General features: G+C 66.1%; 15 protein-coding genes. 9 read left to right on the top strand and 6 right to left on the bottom strand.

The genetic code is table 11. From position 1 onward, the window contains the following. Positions 1-678: a hypothetical protein gene (locus RBB46_RS04205; RefSeq protein ID WP_306027626.1), complete on the top strand. Its 678-nt coding sequence runs from the start codon at positions 1-3 to the stop codon at positions 676-678. 91 nt (positions 679-769) lie between these two features. Then, positions 770-1,207 carry a thioesterase family protein gene (locus RBB46_RS04210; RefSeq protein WP_306027627.1) on the top strand — a complete coding sequence of 146 codons (438 nt, stop codon included), beginning with the start codon at positions 770-772 and terminating at the stop codon, positions 1,205-1,207. Between the two features lie 113 nt (positions 1,208-1,320). On the opposite strand, the gene smpB is transcribed toward RBB46_RS04210, so the two are convergent. Together smpB and dapA are read right to left on the bottom strand one after the other, a co-directional pair. Continuing rightward, positions 1,321-1,800 carry an SsrA-binding protein SmpB gene (gene smpB, locus RBB46_RS04215; protein ID WP_306027628.1) on the bottom strand — a complete coding sequence of 160 codons (480 nt, stop codon included), beginning with the start codon at positions 1,798-1,800 and terminating at the stop codon, positions 1,321-1,323. 56 nt (positions 1,801-1,856) lie between these two features. After that, positions 1,857-2,735 (bottom strand): 4-hydroxy-tetrahydrodipicolinate synthase, encoded by an 879-nt coding sequence (gene dapA, locus RBB46_RS04220; RefSeq protein WP_306027629.1) that lies wholly within the window; start codon positions 2,733-2,735, stop codon positions 1,857-1,859. Positions 2,736-2,915: 180 nt separating this feature from the next. Between dapA and RBB46_RS04225 the strand changes: the two genes are divergently transcribed. Beyond that, on the top strand, positions 2,916-3,845 hold the full coding sequence (locus tag RBB46_RS04225) for an alpha/beta fold hydrolase (RefSeq protein WP_306027630.1): 930 nt from the start codon (positions 2,916-2,918) through the stop codon (positions 3,843-3,845). 3 nt (positions 3,846-3,848) lie between these two features. On the opposite strand, the gene pbpC is transcribed toward RBB46_RS04225, so the two are convergent. The 3 genes from pbpC to RBB46_RS04240 form a co-directional block, all read right to left on the bottom strand. Beyond that, positions 3,849-5,981, bottom strand: a complete 2,133-nt coding sequence (gene pbpC / locus RBB46_RS04230) for a penicillin-binding protein 1C (protein ID WP_306027631.1) — start codon at positions 5,979-5,981, stop codon at positions 3,849-3,851. 15 nt (positions 5,982-5,996) lie between these two features. After that, positions 5,997-11,525: an alpha-2-macroglobulin family protein gene (locus tag RBB46_RS04235; protein ID WP_306027632.1), complete on the bottom strand. Its 5,529-nt coding sequence runs from the start codon at positions 11,523-11,525 to the stop codon at positions 5,997-5,999. A gap of 186 nt (positions 11,526-11,711) precedes the next feature. Continuing rightward, entirely contained in the window at positions 11,712-14,501 is a 2,790-nt protein-coding gene (locus RBB46_RS04240; RefSeq protein ID WP_306027633.1) for a PAS domain S-box protein, read from the bottom strand. A gap of 143 nt (positions 14,502-14,644) precedes the next feature. On the opposite strand from RBB46_RS04240, the gene RBB46_RS04245 reads away from it, so the two are divergent. Further along, positions 14,645-15,352 carry a glutathione S-transferase N-terminal domain-containing protein gene (locus tag RBB46_RS04245; RefSeq protein WP_306027634.1) on the top strand — a complete coding sequence of 236 codons (708 nt, stop codon included), beginning with the start codon at positions 14,645-14,647 and terminating at the stop codon, positions 15,350-15,352. Between the two features lie 76 nt (positions 15,353-15,428). Further along, on the top strand, positions 15,429-15,959 hold the full coding sequence (locus RBB46_RS04250; protein WP_306027635.1) for a GNAT family protein: 531 nt from the start codon (positions 15,429-15,431) through the stop codon (positions 15,957-15,959). Here the strand turns inward: RBB46_RS04250 and RBB46_RS04255 are convergent. Next, a complete protein-coding gene (locus RBB46_RS04255) occupies positions 15,926-16,558 on the bottom strand; it encodes a glutathione S-transferase N-terminal domain-containing protein (RefSeq protein ID WP_306027636.1) in 633 nt (210 codons plus the stop codon). The two genes, RBB46_RS04250 and RBB46_RS04255, sit on opposite strands and share 34 nt — an antisense overlap. Positions 16,559-16,831: 273 nt before the next feature. Between RBB46_RS04255 and RBB46_RS04260 the strand changes: the two genes are divergently transcribed. The 4 genes from RBB46_RS04260 (at position 16,832) to RBB46_RS04275 (ending at position 20,478) form a co-directional block, all read left to right on the top strand. Then, complete coding sequence (locus RBB46_RS04260; RefSeq protein WP_306027637.1) at positions 16,832-17,407, top strand: YceI family protein; 576 nt, start codon at positions 16,832-16,834, stop codon at positions 17,405-17,407. Positions 17,408-17,509: 102 nt separating this feature from the next. Further along, entirely contained in the window at positions 17,510-18,109 is a 600-nt protein-coding gene (locus RBB46_RS04265) for a cytochrome b (RefSeq protein ID WP_306027638.1), read from the top strand. Positions 18,110-18,154: 45 nt separating this feature from the next. Continuing rightward, positions 18,155-18,718 (top strand): YceI family protein, encoded by a 564-nt coding sequence (locus RBB46_RS04270; protein ID WP_306027639.1) that lies wholly within the window; start codon positions 18,155-18,157, stop codon positions 18,716-18,718. Between the two features lie 125 nt (positions 18,719-18,843). Next, positions 18,844-20,478, top strand: coding sequence for a fumarate hydratase (locus RBB46_RS04275; RefSeq protein WP_306027640.1), 1,635 nt, complete (start codon positions 18,844-18,846; stop codon positions 20,476-20,478). The last annotated feature ends 218 nt before the right edge of the window (positions 20,479-20,696 follow it).

Below are 20,696 nucleotides of genomic sequence, written 5' to 3' on the forward strand. Positions count from 1 at the left end.
ATGCGCGACCTCCGCCCTGATCTCGTCTTTGTCGTCAATGGCGCTGTGTGGCGAGACTTTCTCCGCCTGCGCGAGGACGCCGGCGGCGCGCTGTGCAACGGGTTCCTGTGGGCCTGCGAGGAGCGGATCGCCGCGGCGGAAAACGCCGCAAACAACGAGGAAGCAGCGCATTTCAGGGCCGTCCTGAGCCTCGGCACCCAGTACGGCCTCTCATTCGTGAGCGCTGTCGAGGTCGATGGCGAACTGATACGCGAGGAGCCGAAAAACTCCGCCCTCCGCTATCCCGATGACGATGACCTGACGCGTATCGCTATCGGCAGCATGGCCGCGCACGTGATCCTTCACAGGGCAGAGCTGCGTTCCCATGACGGAGCCTGGTCAATGACGGAGGCCGTGCACGAAAGCAACGGTGACATCCGGGTCCGCAGCAGCGGCAGCGAAAGAGAAACGCAGATCATTGTTTCTGCGGATGAGGTCGAGACCTTGCGACAGGCGCTCCTGCGCCGTCTCCCCAAGGCTGCCACCAGGCCGGAAAACGACACTCTGACGCTTCTGGCGCTTGAATTCACCAGTGGAGATGGCGACGAAGCCCCCGAGGAGGTCATCTCAGCATTCCTGACAAGCGAAGGTATTCCCCACCGGACAATGGACCGCCAGCTTTCCAAACTTTTCTCGTGAAAGCTGTTTCGGGCCCTCCATTGTCGAAGACAACACCATGGGTGTCGTCCACTCACCCCTGCCTTCCCGGCCGAGCCGAGCGAGATCGAGAATGCCCCGCCCCTTGCCGCTGACGCGTGACGATTTCCGCCTCTTCCGCGAAATCCCGACCCGCTGGATGGATGTCGACATCTATGGCCACGTCAACAATGTCGAGTATCTGAGCTATTTCGACACGGCCGTGAACGGCTGGCTGATCGAGGAAGGCGTGCTCGACCCGCGCGCCTCCGAAACGGTGTTCCTCGTCGTCGAGACACAATGCGCCTATTTCTCGGAACTGACTTTCCCCGGCACGGTCCGGGCCGGAATCCGGGTCGAGCGGCTCGGCGGTTCATCTGTCACCTACGAGATCGCCCTGTTTGCCGGCGAAGAAACCCGTGCAAGCGCCCAGGGGCGTTTCGTGCATGTGCAGGTCGACCGATCCACAAGGCGGCCGACGCCCATAGATGGGGCGCGGCGGGAGCTGTTGCGCTCCATCACTGAAAAATGAATTTATCCATATTTCAGAATCTATTGGATTAAAAAGTTCAAGTAGAAGGCGAGCGAACAAACGTCGAACGACGTTCCGATTCGCCCACACTCCCTCCAGTGGTTATCCAGAACTTATCCCGCGGTTTTCAACAGGCGCGCCTTTTCGCGGCCCCAGTCGCGCTGGCGCTCGGTCTCGCGCTTGTCATGCAGTTTCTTGCCGCGGGCAAGGGCCAGTTCGACCTTCGCCCGCCCCTTGTCGTTGAAGTAGAGCTTCAACGGGACAATGGTCTTGCCGTCCTTGTGCACGGCCAAAGCGAGCTTTGCCATCTCGCGCTTGTGCAGCAGCAGCTTGCGCTTGCGGCGCGGCTCATGATTGAAGCGGTTGGCCTGCAGGTATTCCGGAATATAGGAATTTATCAGCCAGAACTCGCCGCCCTCCTGGCTGGCGTAGCTTTCCGCAATCATCGACTTGCCCTCGCGCAGGGCCTTGACCTCGGTCCCCTTGAGCTCGATCCCCGCTTCCAGCGTGTCCTCGATCTCGTAGTTGAACCGGGCCTTGCGATTGTCCGCGATGATCTTGCGGTTGCTGTCGGCGGGGCGTTTTGATGCCATGTTCGGTTGCGGCGCGGGAAGGCGTCATCCGCCTCCCCGCAAACCGTCTGTCCTTGTCAGTTGAGCAGGCCCGCATGCGTCATCGCATCGCGGATCGCGACCTTCGTCGTGTCGGAGACCGGCACCAAGGGCAGGCGCAACTCGTCCTCCAGCTTGCCGAGCAGCGACAGGGCGTATTTCGCGCCCGTCGGGTTCGGCTCGATGAAGAGCGCGTTGTGAAGCGGGGCCAGCCTGTCCTGGATGGTCAGCGCGGTGGCGTAGTCGCCGCCGAGCATGGCCTCCTGGAACTGCGAGCACAGGCCGGGCGCGACATTCGCCGTCACCGAGATGCAGCCGGTTCCGCCATGGGCGTTGAAGCCGAGCGCGGTGATGTCCTCGCCGGAGAGCTGAACGAAATCCGGCCCGCAGACTTCGCGCTGGCGGCTGGCGCGCGACATGTTCGCCGTCGCGTCCTTGACGCCCTTGATGTTGCGCGAGGTGCGGAACAGCTCCGCCATCGTCTCCGGCTGCATGTCGATCACCGAACGGCCGGGGATATTGTAGATGTAGATCGGAATGCCGACCGCCGCGTCGATCGCGCGGTAGTGAGCCAGCAGACCGGCCTGGTTCGGCTTGTTGTAATAAGGCGTCACGATCAGCAGCGCGTCCGCCCCCGCCTTCTCGGCATGGGTGGCGAAATCGATTGCCTCGACCGTGTTGTTGGAGCCGGCGCCGGCCATCACCGGCACGCGGCCGGCATTGGCCTCGATGCACAGCTCGATGACGCGCTTGTGCTCGTCATGGGTCAGCGTCGGACTCTCGCCGGTGGTGCCGACGGGAACCAGCCCGTGGCTGCCCTCTTTTATCTGCCAGTCCACGAACTCCTGAAACGCTTTCTCGTCCACGGTCCCGTTGCGAAACGGCGTGACGAGTGCGGGGATGGATCCCTTGAACATGGCGGTCCTCTTGGAGTGTGGCATGGGCCGGATGGTGCATCCGGGTGGCGCACAATAGTCGGCACCGGCAGACGACGCAACACGCGACGCCACGGGCAGGAAAAGCGGCTCGAACCCGGTTTGCAGCCGCCGCCGGCTTGCCTATCATTGCCAGGGGACTGATGGGGGACACACAGCACAATGACGGACGAACGCGGGGATGCCACCCCGGATGGCGGTGCCGGCGCGAAGGCGGCGCCTCCTTCGCGGCCGCAACAGGAAACCTGGCCGAGCAATGACGGGCTGGAGCTTTCGGCAACGGTCTGGCCACCGTCGTCCGCCGCTTTGCGCAAGCCGGATGTGCTGTGCCTTGCCGGCCTGTCGCGCAACGCCAGAGATTTCGGGGCGCTTGCCGAAACGCTTGCCGCGCGCGGCCACCGTGTCGTGGCGATGGACTATCGCGGGCGCGGCGGCTCGGGGCGGCATCCCGACTGGCGCACCTATTCGATCGAGCAGGAAGCCGCCGACATCGACGCCGGGCTCGACGCGCTCGGGCTGGCGCGTGCCGTCGTCGTCGGCACCTCGCGCGGCGGGCTGCACGGGATGCTGCTCGCATGGCGTGCGCCCCAGCGCGTTGCCGGCCTCGTCCTCAACGACATAGGTCCGACCATCGAGCGCGCAGGGTTACGCCGCCTCTCCGGCGCCATCGGCCGGCGCATGGCGGCACGCGACTGGAACGAAGCGGCGGAACGGCTCAAGGACGCGCTTTCAGGCCAGTTTCCCGCACTCGACAATGCCGGCTGGCGGCGCTTCGCCGGCCAGCTCTACAGCGAGGCGGCGGAGGGTTTGCTTCTCGACTACGACGCGCGGCTCGCCAACACGCTCGGCGAGATCGACGAGGAAACGGAGATGCCGGATTTCCGGCCGGTCTTCGAGGCCATCTCCGCCGTCCCCTTGCTGGCCATCCGCGGCGCCTTGTCGGATATCCTCAGTGCCGAGACCTTCGCCGCGATGGGCGAGCGCCATCCCGGCGCCCGGCTGCATGTCGTTGCGGATGAAGGCCATGCGCCGCTGCTGTGGGACGTGCCGACCCAGGAGGCGATCGCCGGGTTCGCTTCGGACCTGCGCTGACACTCAGCGAATGGTCAGGGTGATGCGCGCAGCGTTGCCGTCGGCGTCGATCACGGAAATCACGGAGGCACCCGGCCCGTCCGGCACCCAGGTGAGCGCGGTCGCGAAGGGGCCGCTTGCAACCGGCGCGCCGTTGGCAAGCCATAGGAACGGCGCCCGACCGCGCCTTGCCTTGATCACCAGGGGCATGGCAGGGCTCGCTCCGGGGGCGTCGGACAAGCCCAGATCGACCGTCGCCCCGTCGGGCGGATAGAAGATTTCCGGGCCCGGAGCGGCGCGCAAGCCGTCCTGCCGCGTCGCCGTGCGCGCATAGTGCAGCGCTGCCGGCACCTGGTCTCGCTCCGCCTCGAGCCCGCGCGGAGCACGCGGCAGCGGGGTGCGCTTCGCACCAACCCGCTGGAAGGCATCGAACAGGATCGGGGTCGCGGACTGATAGCCGGTGATGCCCGGAACCGGCGTGCCATCGGCCCGGCCCACCCAGACGCCGACGACGTGGCGGCCGTCATAGCCGATGGCCCAGGCATCACGATAGCCGTAGGACGTTCCGGTCTTGTAGGCGATGCCCTCCCCGTTGGCGGTGTCGGGTGGCGGCACTTCCGAGAGGATCTCACCGATCCGCCACGCCGCCCCGGCAGACAGGACCGCGCCGGCATCCGGCCCCGGGCGGTTGTGCGCGTCCGTCCCGAAGGTCTCGCGCAGAACGACCGGGCGGCCACCGCGGGCAAGTCCGGCATAGAGCTGGACCAGATCGCGCAGTGTCAGGCCGAATCCGCCAAGCGCAGCCGCCAGTCCCGGCGCCTCGCCTTCGGGGAACCTGGGGTCGGTCCCGGCGCGGCGGAGCCTGGCAACGAACCGGGAGACGCCGACCGCGTCGAGCAGCGCGACGGCCGGCACGTTCAGCGAAGCGGTGAGCGCCTGCCGTACCCGTACCGTGCCCTGGAAGGCGAGGTCGAAATTGGTCGGGCTGTAGCCGGACAGCGTCGTCGGCCGGTCCTCGATCAGGCTGTCGGGATGGGCGATACCCTCCTCGAAGGCAAGGCCGTAGATCAGCGGTTTCAGCGTCGATCCGGGCGAACGGATTGCGCCCGTCATGTCGACATGGCCGCGCCGCGCCTCGTCGAGAAGGCCGGCGGAACCGACATGCGCGAGGATCTCGCCATTGCCGTGATCGGCGACCAGCAGCGCGACGGAGACATTGCGCCCCAGCCGCGCGGCGCGCTCGGAAACCATCGCCTCGAGCCGCGCCTGCAGTCCGGCATCAAGCGTCAGGCGAACCTCGGGCGCCCCGCCGCTTCGCGCCAATGCCTGCCGTGTCGCGTGGGGCGCCAGCATCGGCGCCGGCCGGCGGCGCGTCGGCACTGGTTCGCGCCGGGCGGCGGCCACCGTCCCGCGATCGAGCACGCCTTGCTCTTCCATCACCGCCAGCACCCTGTCGCGCGCCGCGCGGGCGGCTATCGCGTCGCGGTCGGGGCGGCGCGCCTCGGGAGACTGCGGCAGCGCCACGAGCAGGGCCGCCTGCGCCGGCGTGAGGCGCGCCGGCTCCTTGCCGAACCAGGCGAGGCTTGCCGCCCGCACACCCTCGATATTGCCTCCGAAGGGAGCGCGGGCGAGATAGAGGGAGAGGATATCGCGCTTGTCGAGTTCCCGCTCAAGCGCAAGCGCGCTCACCACCTGACGCCATTTCATCGCCAGCGAGCGGGTGGGCTCCTCCATGACCAGCCGCGCCGTCTGCATGGTCAGCGTCGAGGCGCCCGAAACGATCCGCCCCCGTGACAGAGCCTGTGCCCCGGCGCGCAGCACGGCGCGCGGGTCGACACCGTAGTGCTCGTGGTAACGCCGGTCCTCATAGGCGAGCAGCATCCGCAGATAGAGCGGATCGACCGTTTCGGGGTCAAGCGGCAGTCGCCAACGGTCATCGCCCGTCTGGAACGCGCGCAGCAGCGTGCCATCGCGATCCGTGACGATGCGCGACATCTCCACGGGAGCGAGAAGTGCCTGCCGGTCGACAGTCAGCACGCCATAGGCAAGCGCGCCGGCCGCGGCCACCGGAATGGCCAGAACGATGAAGGCAAGCCAGCGCCAATGGCGGATCATGCGCCTCGCAAGGCCCGCAGCCCTGTCACCGGCCGGTTCCATCTGCCACCTGCTCCGCTAGCGCAATGGTCCGAGCACCTCGATACGACCCGTCGCCGTACGCGCGCTGAGATCCGGGCGATACATGTCCTCCACCGTCGCCGGCGGATGGACAAAGCTGCCTGGCAGGGCCGCCCGCGCCAGATAGGCGAAGGTGAGCACGTCGGCGTTCCGCTGGGTCTCGTCAACGGCCGCGACGAAGCGGTCGTCCCGGAACTCGACATGATCGGGATTGTCGACAGTCGACAGCCAGTCGAGCGCGCCGATATCGCCGGAGCGCACCAGGCGCGGGTTGTCGATGACAAGGCCCGCCGGCAGCCGGTCGACGACCAGCATGCGCCCCTTGCCCGGCCGCTCGCGCGTCACTGTCAGCACCACGGCAATGCGGGTGTTGAAACCCAGCGTTCCGGCGGACAACTCGTTGCCATCGAGATCGTAGAAGGCCCGGGTGATGCGGTAGCCGTTGCCGCCCGCGGGTTCGGGCTCGACCGGCCGTCCGGCAACTGTCAGCACCACATCGGCCGGCTTGTCGCCGCGATTCTCGATGCGCACCGGCGTCGCCGCGATGCCCGTGCCGGAAAGCCTGCGGTCAAGGCGGCCGCTGGCGACCTGCCCATCGACTGCGAAGCTCGCGTCGTCGGCCTTCTGCTGCAATTCATGGCCGGCAACAAGAAGCCAGGCCATGTCTTGCGTCGACAGGTAGTCGGCCGCATCCTGCCGGTTGGCGACATCGCGGGCGAGTTGCATCGCATCAACGCTCGTCGCGCCGGCACGGGTGACATAGGCAAGCACGCCCGCCGCATCGCGCAACGCAGTCCCGTAGTCACCGCGATAGCCGGTCGTCTCCGGCCTGCCGACATCTGCAACGGCAGCCTTGAAGACCCGTCCGGCACGTTCCGTCTCGCCGTAGATCGACAGCGCCGCGCCCACCTGTGCCTTGGCCAGGGCCGATCCGAATGCTGAAAGCCTGACATCTGCGTAGTAGCGCAGGTCGCCGACCGAGGCCCGTCCGGCGGTCGCCAGCACATAGAGCCCGTAGGCGATCCCCTCGCCGCCGTCGTCGAAGTCCGAAGCGTAGGAAATGCGGTTCTCGAGATTGTCGAGAGCACTTTCCAGCGCGATGCGCGGCACATCGTAATCGCGTTCGCGCGCCCGGATCAGGAAATCCGCCACATAGGCGTCGAGCCAGGGATCCTGATTGCCGAAACTGGACCACAGGCCGAAGGATCCGCTCGAATTCTGGTTCCCCAGCACTCGGCGGATCGCGGTTTCGACCCGCTCGCGCGCCGCGTTGTCGGTCTCAAGTCCGCTGACGACGGCCAGTTCGTTCAAATAAAGCAAGGGCAACGCCCGGCTCGTGGTCTGTTCGGTACAGCCGTAGGGATAACGGTCGAGTGCGGCGAGCAGGCCCGGAATGTCGATGCGCGCGGCACCTCCGGCCGCCACCGTCAGGCTTGCCGTCTGCGGCACGATCCCGGCCAGTGTGTCGGCATCGAGGGTCAGGCCGGCACCGGGCGCCAGCGTCACGAAGGACCGCCGCGAGATCGGCGGCATCGTGTCGCGAATGCCGAGCGCCAGCGACTTCTCCGCCACCGGTCCGTCCGGACCGGCCAGTGTCAGGGCGAGCGTTGCGTTGCCTGGCGTGCCATTCGCCGTCACCGGGAAGCGAAGCGAGCGCCGTTCGCCGGCCGCCAGAGTGACCTTCCCCGAAATGTCGTCGAGATCCAGGGAAAGCGGCCCGTCAATCTCCGCCTGAAGCACGTAGTCGCCGGCCGGTCCCTCGACATTGTCGATCTCGACCAGCAGGCGCGAGCTGTCATCCGGAGCCAGGAAGCGCGGCAGGGTCGCCGTTACCACCACGGGATCGCGCACAACCACCTCGCGTTCCGCGTGGCCAACACCGTTCTCGCTCCATGCGACGGCCATGAGGCGGACTGTCCCGTTGAAGTCGGGCACTTCGAAGGAAACCGTGGCCTTTCCGTCGGCATCCGTCTCGACAACGCCCGAGAAGAGCGCCATCGGCGCCTCCTGCGGCGGCGGGGCCGCCAGGGACAGGCCGGTGCCATCGCCGCCGGAGCGGACCAGCCCCCGGTCGCCCACGGTGCGGTCGATCAATTCGCCGTAATAGTCGCGGATCTCCATGCCCAGCCGGCGCTGGCCGAAATACCAGCCATCGGGATCGGGCGTCTTGAATCGCGTCAGGTTGAGGATACCGACATCGACGGCGGCAATCGTCAGGAAGGCGGGCTTGCCGGCCGGCTGGCCGGTAATCTGCACCCCGACCTCCATCGTCGTGCGCGGTCGCATCGTGTCGGGCGCATCAAGCACGACGCTGTGGCGACGCTCGCCCGGGTCGACGGCAAGCCATTGCAGGCCGAGCGCGCGCGAGGGCATGCGCTTGGCCTCCAGGTCCATCGGTCGAAGCAGGGTCGCGGTGACATAGGCACCATTGCCCCAGTCATCGGTAACGGTGAGGTCGATATCGCTTTCACCCTCGGCAACCTCGACAACCCGGCTCTCGATCAGCCTGTCGCCCATCACCTGGACAAGCGCAATCCCGTCGAACCGCGGCTTCAGGCGCAGCTTCGCCGTATCGCCGACGCGGTAGGCCTCCTTGTCGAGGCCGACCTCAAGGACGTCCGGCGTTTGCGAGGAGGAGGCCGAGGCATACCAGCCGGCGCTGAAGGTGGTGCTGGTGGCGGCAGGCTCGGGCCCGTTCATCACCAGTTCCAGCCTGTAGCGCCCCCATTCGACGGGAACCGACAGCATGGCCGATTGCCCGGCCTCAATGGCGATCTCGCCATTGGCGACACGCTTGCTCGTTGTCACCGGCTCGAACGACCAACGGTTGTCGGAGCGGTACCACTGGTAGCGGGTCTCGACCTTCGAAAGCGTCCACAAAACGTCGTTCGCGGCCATGCGAGCACCGGACCGGTCAATGGCGACAATCTCGAAATTCGCGGGACCACCCTCGCCAAGGCCACCATCGAAGCCAGGCTTGACGCCAATGCGCGGGCCATCGGCCAGAACCGGCAGGTCCAGGCCACGCTCGACATAGCGCCCGCCCGCCTCGACCACGCGCACAACCACCTTCGCCTCGTAGCCGGCCGTTGTCGGCTCCAGCTGCGGTGCGGGCAGGACAAAATCCGCCTTGCCGGTCTCGTCGGTCACCGTGCCATCGGGCAACGACTGGCGGTTGGGATAGACCTGCTCATCGGCAAGGCCGAACACGTAACCGGGGAAGGCCGGGTTCTTGCGCGTGGGCGAGACGACGAGATCGCCTTCGACACGCTGGCCGCCGGCCGGCGCGCCATAGAGGAACTTCGCCTCGAGCGAGACTGTCGGCGGCGCTTGCGGATCGAGCGCCTCGGCATCCGCCGTCGGCGTGAAGTCGACACGCTCGGGCTGGTAATCCTCAACAAGGAAGGACACTTGCGCCAGCGCCGCGCTCTTGGGATCCGCATGGACCCTCAAGGACCAGCTTCCCTGCTGGGCGGAGGCAGGCAGCTCCAGCGCGTGGGCACGGCCGCCGGCCCCTGCCTCGCCGACCTGGACGCGCGCATGTTCGACACCGTCAGGCCGGTCATAGATGAAGGTCAACGGCAGATCGGGAAGGGCCATGGCGGCGGGATCGCGTGCCATCGCTCCCGCATGCACCGTCTCTCCAGGCCGGAAGACGCCCCGGTCGAGCCAGGCGAAGACGTCGATCGGACCCGGCGCGGCGCGTCCTTCCACGCCCCGGTCGGAAAGATCGAAGGCGGGCTTGGTAAGGTCGAGGAACGCATAGTCGCCGCTCGCCGTCTCGACGCCGATCATCGCCGGTGCGCTGCCGCCCGTGCCACGCGTCAGTCCCGGCGCGAAGCGGGCAAAGCCGTCGGCGTCGCTCTTCGTCTCGCCAAGCACCTCGTTGTTGACCGCAACGAGACGCACACTCGCATCCGCAACGGCAGAGGCGTCGGAGAGCGAACGCACCGCGACCACCGCCTCGCCCGGTCCGGTATAGGCGCTGACGCCGAGATCGGAGACGAGGAACCATTGCGTGGCCCACGGGCCCCAGCGGTTCTCCCTGTCCTCCTTCGCCCGTGCCACCATCGCGTAGACACCGGGCTTCATTTCCAGACCGAAATCGGCAACCGGAACCGCCGTGGTCACATCCTGGTTGAGGCGCTGCTGCGTCTCCACCGTGCCCGACCAGAGCTTCTCTCCATATTCGGTGCGAATCTGGTCGGCGCGGTAGTTGTTGAGCTGGGACAGGATGCGCTGGTCGCGCAGCGCCGCGGCCAGGCCGCGCTCGCCGATGCGATAGATTTCCGTCTCCACCGATGCGGTATTGACGGTGATCACCGGGATCGTCGCTCCATCGCCGGCCGGCAGCACATAGGCGCGGCCGAGAAAGCGCACTGACGGGCTGCGGTCGCGGACATAGACGGTGAGGTCGGCGGTTTTCTCGAGTTTCTCGCCATCGGCGGACGGAACGCCTTCACGCAACAGAAGCGAGTAGCGCTCGCCATGACGCACGCCGTCGACGCAGATCTGGGCGCCCTCGCTCTCGATCGAATAAGGGCCCTCGCCGGTCACCCGCACAAAGGGCGAGAAATCGGTGGCGCGCGCCAGAGTGTCTGAGAACACGATGCAGATTCTCGGCGTGGCCGCGTCGGCATCCACCTGATGGTCGAGAATGCGGAAGCCGTGCTGGGCCACCATCTTGTCGTAGCGGGTGCGGCGCAGCGGTGTCTCGTCCAGCTCCAGGCCGGCGCGCAGCGCCTTGATGGCCGGCTTGTAGAGCTGGCGGCGCTCAAGGGCGCTGGCCAGAAGATCGAGCGCATCGACCCGTTCGGCTTCGCCGGTCGACGCCAGATAGGCGTTGATGGCCGCACTCGCCCCGTCATTCTCGACCTGGTTGCGGCGTTGCCAGTCGGAGGGCTTTTGGGCGACCAGCGAGCTGGCAAGGCCGCTCCAGAGGCCGAAACGCCCGCCATCCAGCGTCAGCGCACGCGCGAAACTGCGTTCCGCGTCCTCGTAACGGCTCGCGCCGAGAGAGGTCCAGGCGGCGGATTCGAGCGCCCCGGCGGTTGCTCCGCCGGCATCGAACTTGCGCGACAGGGCGCGGCCGTAGCGCCCCGCCTCTTCCGTCAGCGAACCGGGCAGGAAGGAGATTTCGGATTCGCGCGCCTTGCGGGTGGCCTCGTCGCGCACGGCGACGGTCACCACACGGCCGGCGACCGCGCCGGAAAAGGCCTGCAGGCGGCCGACATCGGACTTCAGGAAGCACCATCCGGCGGAGGTGTTGAAGGTGAAGGCGCGGCACTGGTTGCTGTCCAGGCAGGCGGCCTTGCAGGCCTCAAGATCGACATCCTTCAGGGTGCGGAAATCGGCGCCGAAGTAATCAGCATCGTCGACCGTGACGATCCGCCGTTCTTCACCGGAGGATGTTCCCCCGGACGACTGGGCGATTGCGGGCATGGATGCCAGGCCGCCGAAAACGAGCAGCGATAGGGCAAGGCCTGCAAACAATCGCGAGCCGCGATCCCTGACAGTCGAATGCATGAGCTTCCCCCCAATGGCGGCCGGACCGAAGCCGGCAATCTGATTCCCGGCTGGCGTGCTGCCATCCGGCTCCCGAAGCGTGAAGGGGATCATGCAATCTTGACAAGTCCAAGACCAAAATGACGTAATTTTCGCATCAGGGTTGTCGCAGCAGATCGAACTCGCCCGTTGCGCGACGTCGCCCGGTCACTTCGATGCAAGACCGCGAGCGGCCTCGCGCGCCAACTGCGCAAGCTCGGCGGCGTTCGTATCGACCGCCGCGCCCTCACCAATCCTCCCTGAAAGAACATCAGCCTCCACCTGCCTTGCGCGCCGTGCCAGCAGCGGCAGTCCGAAAGTCTCCGTCAGCGCCGCCAGCACATGCGCCGAGCGGCCGAGCGCCTCTGCCGACCCTCCCGCCGCGTCCAGCCTCGCGGCATGCTCGACCAGATCGACCCGACATCGCTCGGTCACCCGTGCCCGAACGTCATCGGAAAGGTCCGCCAGATAATCGGGTTCCGTCGCATCTTCAACGGCTTGCACTGCCGCCGCGGGAGAGGTCCCCGCCACGGCGTCGACCATCGCCCGCTGCAGGACGGCGGCATCGACCGGTTTGGTGACAAAGGCGCTCATGCCGGCGGCCAGCGCCCGGTCCCGTTCGGCGACCAGTGCGTGGGCCGTCAGCGCGACAACGGGAATATCCGCATAGGGGCGAGCGCTTGCACGGATCCTCCGCGTCGCCTCGACGCCGTCCATCTCGGGCATGGACAGGTCCATCAGGACAAGATCGAAGGGCCCAGTCTCGAGCAGGTCGAGAACCGCTTCCCCGCTTGTCGCCTCGACATGGCTGCATCCCCAGCGGACCAGCATTTCCCCGGCCATCATGCGATTGGTCGGATTGTCCTCGGCAAGGACCACGCGGAGCCCCTCCAGCGAGGCAGCGGGCCCGCCAACCTCGCTTGCAACGCCACTGGCAATCTCAAGGTCGAGATCGACCAGGAAGCGACTGCCCTGCCCCGCCGCCCCCGGAACCACCTCGATCCGGCCGCCCATGCCGTCGACGAGTTCACGGCAGATGGCAAGGCCAAGGCCCACGCCCTCCACGCGTCCACCGCCACCAACCTGCATGGTCGTGAAGCGGGAAAAGATCCGCTCCCTTTCCTCCTCGCCTATGCCCGGACCCGTGTCTTCCACCGTGAAGCGCAACCGCGCCGGCCCCGGGTCCCCGGAGATCTCCGCAAGAAGCGACAGGTCAATGGAAACGCTGCCCTCCTCCGTCCACTTCATGGCATTGGCGACAAGGTTGATAAGCACCTGACGGACACGCCCGGCGTCGCCGATCACGGCCTGGGGAACGACCTCCTGGACGCTGGCGGTGAAGTCGAGCCGTCGTTCTGCCGCCTGGGGGGCAAAGAGCGCACGCACTGCCTCGACGACGGCGCGTGGATCGAACGGCTCGCGCACGAATTCCAGCCGGCGGGCCTCGAGCCGCGAAAAGTCGAGGATGTCGTTGAGAATCTGCAGCAGGGCAAGGGCCGCGTCCTGCGCGGTGCGGGTATAGTCCCGCTGGCGTGCCGTCAGTCCGGTATGGGCGATCAGGTCGAGCAGGCCAAGGACAGCGTGGAGGGGCGTGCGGATCTCGTGGCTCATCATCGCCAGGAAATCCGACTTGGCCCGGTCGGCATCCTCAGCCCGGCTCAGCGCGTCTTCAAGGGCGAGGGTCTTGGCCCGCTCATCGGTTATGTCTCGCATGAAAGCCACGTATTGCGGCCCGTCCGCACCATCGACACGGCTGACGGCGACGTCCATCGCGAATTCCGCACCGTCGGCGCGCCGTGCCGGCATCTCGAACCTGACGCCGCCATGAGAGGGCAGTGTGTCACCGCCAAGCCGGGCAAGCTGTGTCTCGAAACCGGCGCGCTGGTTCGGGGGAACAAGCGTTTCCCACAGGGACCGGCCGAGAACCGCCTCGCGCTTGCGACCTAAGACCCGTTCGGCGGCCGGGTTGAACTCGGTCACCAGCCCCTCGCCATCCGTCACCACGATCGCATCGAGGGCACCGTCGACGATCCCGGCCAGCCGGCCTTCGCTGACGCGCAGGGCCTGCTCGCGCCGTTTGAGCTCGGTGATGTCGATGCGAAAACCCACCGTCTGCCCGTCACGCATCCGCCTCTCGAAAACCCGCAGCCAGCGGCCATTGCCCAGCTTCTGTTCGATCGGCTCATGCGGAGGCTCGCGGTGCAGACGCAGCCGCTCTGCAAGCCAGCCTTCGGGATCGTCGCGCGCATCCTCGTACTGGCCGAGCTCGATGCCCTTGCGGATGATCTCCTCGAACGTGATGCCAGGCCGGATGATCGCACCGCTCAGCGTGTAGAGTTCGCGGTAGCGCCGGTTACACAGGACCAGGCGGTCCTGTGCGTCATACAGCACGAAGGCATCCGGCAGCGCCTCGATGGCATCGCGCAGACGGATCTGGGCCTCGCGCAAACGGGTGCTCGTTGCCACCTGCCCGGTCATGTCCGTGACAAGCAGCGCCTTGGCGCCGGACGCGGACGCGTCAATCCGGGAGACCCGGATCTCGGCGGGAAACGACCACCCGTCCGCCCGCACGCCCGTCGTCTCGAGCCTGACGCCAGCGCCCTCGCCGTCGGCGCTTTCCGCGCCGGTTGCCGGCCAGTCATATCTCAATTCAGGGAAGATGGCGGCAAGCGGCCGCCCGGCAAACGCCTCCCGCGACATGCCGAAAAGCTGGCGCGCCTGTGCATTGGCGCTTTCCACGAGACCGTTCGCGTCGCAGGAAATCAGCGCTCCGCCAAGCTGCTCGTTCAACGCGGCAAGTCGCGCGGCGCGGCGCTGCTCCCGGCCCAGCTCGTCAGCCGCACGCGCCATCGACCCTTGCCATCGCCTGTTCTGGGCAACAAGCACGGCAAGGCAGCCAATGAACCAGACAAGGACAAGGGCGGTGAGCGCGGCGAGCACCGGCAGCGACAGGTTCAAGATCGTCTCCGTTCCTGTTCCGCCTCGCCATTGGCACCCCAGGAGCCCGTAGCAGCGGCGCGATGAAAAAAACGTCACAGGACAGCCGGCGCCTCAGCGCCTATGACAGCATCATGCAGGTTCGCAACCAGAGGGAAACGTAAATGTCCGAACCGACTTCGCTCGCTTCTTTCGCAATCACCCGCCGCTGGCCGGCCAAGCACCCCGACCGGCTTCAACTCTATTCTCTGGCGACGCCGAACGGCATCAAGGTGTCCGTGGCGCTTGAGGAGCTCGGCCTGCCCTACGAGGCCCACAAGGTCTCCTTCGACACCAACGACCAGATGACACCGGAATTTCTTTCGCTCAACCCGAACAACAAGATCCCGGCGATCATCGATCCGAACGGTCCCAGCGGGAAGCCGCTGGCGCTGTTCGAGAGCGGCGCGATCCTGGTCTATCTGGCGGACAAGACCGGCAAGCTGATGCCGGCCGATGCGCATGGACGCTACGAGTGCCTGCAGTGGCTGATGTTCCAGATGGGCGGGATCGGCCCGATGTTCGGGCAGCTCGGCCATTTTCACAAGTTCGCCGCCGACAAAGTCAAGGATCCCTACCCGCGCGAGCGCTATGCCGGCGAGGTGCGGCGGCTTCTTGGCGTGCTCGACCAGCGGCTCGACGGCCGCCGCTTCATCATGGGCGACGACTATTCCATCGCCGACATCTCCATCTTCCCGTGGATCGACACGCTTGGCGGGTTCTATGGCGCGCGAGAGATCACCGAACTGCCGAAGCGCACCAACGTGCAGCGCTGGTTCGCCGAATGCATGGACCGGCCGGCCTCTCGGCGCGGGCTGACCATCCTGGCTTGAGCCGGCATGGACGCGGCAGCGGCGCCCTAGGGGCAATTGCCGCCGCGTCCAGCAATCCGCGACGGGATCGCAAACAATGAAACACCGAACCGAACCCGAAATTGCCTTCGTACGCCTGACGGAGATCTCCCTGGACGAGATCACCGCGCATATGAGCGATCCGCGCGTCACCGAGCACATGCCACTGGCGACTGGCTCCTGGGACGAACAGAACAGCGCGGCGTTCGTGGCGGGCAAGGAAGAATGCTGGCATCGCGACGGCCTTGGCCACTGGGCGATCCTGTGCGACGGCACCTATGCCGGATGGGGCGGATTTCAGCGCGAAGACCAGGAATGGGACTTCGGCCTGGTTCTGAGGCCCGGCCGCTTCGGCCTTGGCATCGCGATCACGCGCAAGGCGCTGGCGTTTGCCCGTGCCGATCCGCGCATTGCCTTCGTGACCTTCCTGCTGCCGCCCTCACGCCGGCATCTTCGCGGGCTTGCACGGCTTGGCGCCACCTTCCTCGGCGAGGTGGATCACGAAGGCAGCACCTTCCTGAAGTTCCGTCTGGAGACAGGCGCGGCGGCGCAGGCTCAGGCGGGCATGGGGATCGCCGCACCTGTTTGAGGGATGTCATAACCGCGCTGCACGGCCGGGCGGCCGGCGACCTCCAGATACCAGCGACGGACATTGGGATAGGCCGCCAGGTCTATGCCCTGCCATTCGAAACGGCTCGCCCATGGCCAGATCGACATGTCGGCGATCGAATAATCGCCGGCCACGAACTGGTGCTCGGACAGTTGCCGGTCCAGAACCCGGTAGAGGCGCTCCGCCTCCCTTGCGTAACGCTCTTCGGCGTAAGGAGCCTTGCCCGGGTTGAAATGCAGGAAGTGATGGGCCTGGCCGAGCATCGGGCCGAAGCCGCCCATCTGCCACATCAGCCACTCGATGACCCGCAGCCGCTCCGGTCCCTCCCCAGGCAGGAACCGTCCAGTCTTTTCCGCCAGATAGAGAAGGATGGCGCCCGATTCCATCACGCTGACACCGGCCTCGCGATCGACGATCGCCGGGATCTTGCTGTTCGGCGAGATGTGCATGAAGGCAGGCGTGTGCTGCTCCGAATTGGTGATGTCGACCGGGAACACCGAATGGGGAAGACCGCACTCCTCCAGCATGATGGAAATCTTGCGGCCGTTCGGCGTGCTCCAGGTGTACAGATCGATCATCTTCGCGCCTCCATGCGCCGCTTCGCGGCCGCCACTCTTCCCGCCGCGAACGCAATGCGTCCAGCCCGGCGGCAGCGAGGTTGCCCGACCGCAAGGCGTCGCGCAAGCGTCATACATTCGAAGATTTAGAAGCAGGATTGTTCACCCGACGCGGACAGTCATTTCATCCTCACGCAGTTGATGCGGGGCGCTCTTCGTACGATCTGAGGCTCGAGGCCGCGACAAGCGGCCGCAGCAATCGAACACCGGTCAACACCGCCAGGAGCCTTGAACATGTTTCGTACCAGCGCCGCAGCCCTTGCCGCCCTTCTCGTCGCCGCCCCGGCCATCGCCGAGCCCGTTGCCTATGACTTCGACAAGTCACACGCGAGCCTCGTCTTCTCCTACAACCATCTTGGCTACTCGACGACCGACGGGCGCTTCAACGACTGGAACGGCGAGTTGGTGATCGACCAGGAGACCCCGGCCAATTCGAAGATCGCCATGACCGTCAATGTCGACAGCCTGGCGACCTTCTGGGGCGAGCGCGATGCGCATTTCAAGAGCGCCGACTTCTTCGAGGTCGAGGCCCATCCGACCGCGACCTTCGTCTCGACCACGGTCGAGAAGACCGGCGAGAACACGCTCTCTGTCGCCGGCGAACTGACCATCAAGGGCATCACCAAGCCGGCAACATTCGACGTCACCATCAACACGATCGGTGAGCACCCGATGGCCAAGACCCCCGCCGTCGGCCTCGATGCAAAGACGGTCGTCAAGCGCTCGGACTACGGCATGGACATGTTCGTTCCCTATGTCGGGGACGAGGTGACGATTTCCTTCTCCGCCGAGGCCCTGAAGGCCAAGTAATCAGGGCCAAGAGCTATTGAATCTCCGCGGGAGCGGCCGACATCCGGTCCCGCGGCACCCCTCAACATCCGGCAGCAGCCTCTACACGGAACGGCCCGAACCATGCAGTTTCGCAACACGCAAGGCGGCTACGGAAGCGTCGCCATCGCCTTTCACTGGACGATGGCGGTGCTGATCGTGGGCCTTTTCGTCGCCGGCAAGTACATGACCGGGCTGGATCCGATGGCGCCGGATACTTTCGCACTCTACCAGTGGCACAAGTCCTTCGGCTTCCTGGTGCTGGCGCTTGCGGTTCTCCGCCTCGCCTGGCGCTTCGCCAATCCGTCCCCCGGGCTTCCCGACGGCATGCCCGCCATCGAGCGGATCGCAGCCCATCTTGGCCATGCAGGGCTCTATGCGCTTCTTCTCGCGCTTCCGCTCTCCGGCTGGCTGATGGTCTCCGCATCGCCCTGGGGCATCCCGACCGTACTGTTCGAGGTGCTTCCCGTACCGCACCTGCCCGTGCCCGAGGCGCTCGGCGGCAAGGCCGAGGCCGAAGCCGTGCTGAAGGAATTGCACGAAGTGCTTGGCTTCGCCTTGCTGGCACTTGTCGTCCTGCATGTCGCGGCCGCGCTCAAGCATCATTTCATCAATCGCGACACCGTGCTGCGCCGGATGGTCAGTACCGCGCCGGCGAGCGAGACGAAGAACCGGGTCTCCTGATCCGGATCGCACGCATCGCCTGGGACACTTGACGAGGACCCCCCAATGTTTCGCAAGAACCGCCTGACCCTCATGACCGGCATCGTCGCCGCAGCGCTGGTCACCGGAACGCCTGCAGCCGCCAGTTCCTGGACGGTCGACACATCGAAGAGCAGCCTGACCTTCGTCGCCACGCAGAACGGTTCGCCTGTCGAGGGACGTTTCGCGGGCTGGAACGCGGAGATCACGCTCGACCCGCAGGCGCCGGAGACGGGCCGTATCCGCGCGGTGATCGACACCGCCTCGGCCGCGACCGGCCAGGGCCAGGTCGACCAGACACTGGCCAGCGCCGCCTGGTTCGATCCGGCAAGCCATCCCGACGCGATCTTCGAATCCGGCAGCATCACAGCGCTTGGCGACAACCGCTATGAAGCGGCCGGCACCTTGACCATCAAGGGAATCGTCCGGGAGTTCGCCCTGCCATTCACCCTCACTGTCGAAGGCGACAGCGCCCGGGCGCAGGCGGACGTGTCGCTGGCGCGCCTTGTCTTCGGCATCGGCAGCGACATTCCCGAGGCCACCGTTGCCAATGATGTGACCGTCCGCCTCGACATCGTCGCCACGCGATGAGGCATCCGGGCGGGCCCTTTTCCGCCGCCTCCGTACTTGTGGGAAAGGTCTGCTTGGCGGGCGGGCGAAGGATGGCGTAAAAGGCGGCGAGCATTTCCTGTCCAGCTTCCAGCCAAGGCAAGCCGATGTCCGAGCCCAAGACCCCCGACTACCGCCACTCGACGCTTTTCCCGCTTGGCGAGGATCCGACCCCGTACCGGAAGCTGACGGCGGATTTCGTCTCCACGGCGAGCTTCAACGGGGAAGAAGTTCTGGTTGTCGATCCGGAGGGCATGCGCCTGCTGGCGGAGGAGGCCTTCGCCGATATCAACCACTATCTGCGCCCCGGTCACCTTGCCCAGCTGCGCAAGATCCTCGACGATCCGGAGGCGACGGAAAACGACAAGTTCGTCGCCTTCGATCTCCTGAAGAACGCCAACATCTCCGCCCATGGCGTGCTGCCCATGTGCCAGGACACCGGCACTGCCATCGTCATGGGCAAGAAGGGCCGCCGGGTGTGGACCGACGGCAGCGACGAGGCGAAGCTCGCGGAAGGCGCCCGCGACGCCTATTTCAAGAAGAACCTGCGCTACTCGCAGTTGGCGCCGATCTCCATGTTCGAGGAGAAGAACACCTCGACCAACATGCCGGCCCAAGTCGAGCTCTACAGCGAGGGCGAGGACGCCTACAAGTTCCTGTTCATGGCCAAGGGCGGGGGTTCGGCGAACAAGACCTTCCTCTACCAGGGCACGCCGTCGCTGCTGACGCCGGACCGGCTCGTCGAGTTCATCAAGGAAAAGATCCTGACGCTCGGCACCGCCGCCTGCCCGCCCTATCACCTTGCCATCGTCATCGGCGGCACCTCGGCGGAGATGACGCTGAAGACCGTGAAGCTGGCCTCGGCACGCTATCTCGACGGATTGCCGAACGCCGGTTCCGAACTCGGCCATGCCTTCCGCGACCTGGAGATGGAAGAGCAGATCCACAAGCTGACCCAGGCGACCGGCGTCGGCGCCCAGTTCGGCGGCAAGTATTTCTGCCACGACGTGCGCGTCATCCGCCTGCCCCGCCACGGCGCCTCGCTGCCGATCGGCATCGGCGTCTCGTGTTCGGCCGACCGGCAGGCACTGGGCAAGATCACCCGCGAGGGCGTCTTCCTGGAGGCGCTGGAGCGCGAGCCGGTGAAATACATGCCGGAAGTGACCGACGAAACGCTGTCCGACCAGGTCGTCAGGATCGACCTGACCCGGCCAATGCCGGAAATCCTCGCCGAACTGTCGCGCCATCCGATCAAGACGCGGCTGTCGCTCTCCGGCCCGCTGATCGTTGCCCGGGACCTTGCCCATTCCAAGCTGCGCGAACGGCTTGAGGCGGGCGAGCCGCTGCCCGACTATTTCAAGAACCATCCCATCTACTATGCCGGCCCCGCCAAGACGCCGGAAGGCTATGCCTCGGGCTCATTCGGCCCGACCACGGCCGGGCGCATGGACGCCTATGTCGACCAGTTCCAGGCCGCCGGCGGGTCCATGGTGATGCTCGCCAAGGGCAACCGCTCGGCACAGGTGCGCCGCGCCTGCCAGGCGCATGGCGGCTTCTATCTGGGCTCGATCGGCGGACCGGCCGCCCGCCTTGCCCAGGATTGCATCAAAAAGGTCGAGGTGGTGGAGTTCGAGGAACTCGGCATGGAGGCGATCTGGCGGATCGAGGTCGAGGACTTCCCGGCCTTCATCGTCATCGACGACAAGGGCAACGACTTCTTCAAGGAACTCAATCTCGGCTAACACGCAGGGCCTGCCCGCCTCCCCACTCTTCCGGACAAAGGCCACCCCGGCCTTTGCCGCACCGTGAAAACTCACGATCATGTGATCGGCGTCACGGCATCCCGGCGGCATTCGGGCGAGCATTGTTGCCATCAACGCCTTTGCATTAACCGCATCGCAAGGGAGAATGGCAACTATCGTTAAGGAGCCACTTTGGCCCGTTTTGTCGATGCCGGCGC

Origin of the sequence: Stappia sp. MMSF_3263 (genome assembly GCF_030733745.1) — a bacterium.
Lineage (GTDB): Bacteria > Pseudomonadota > Alphaproteobacteria > Rhizobiales > Stappiaceae > Stappia.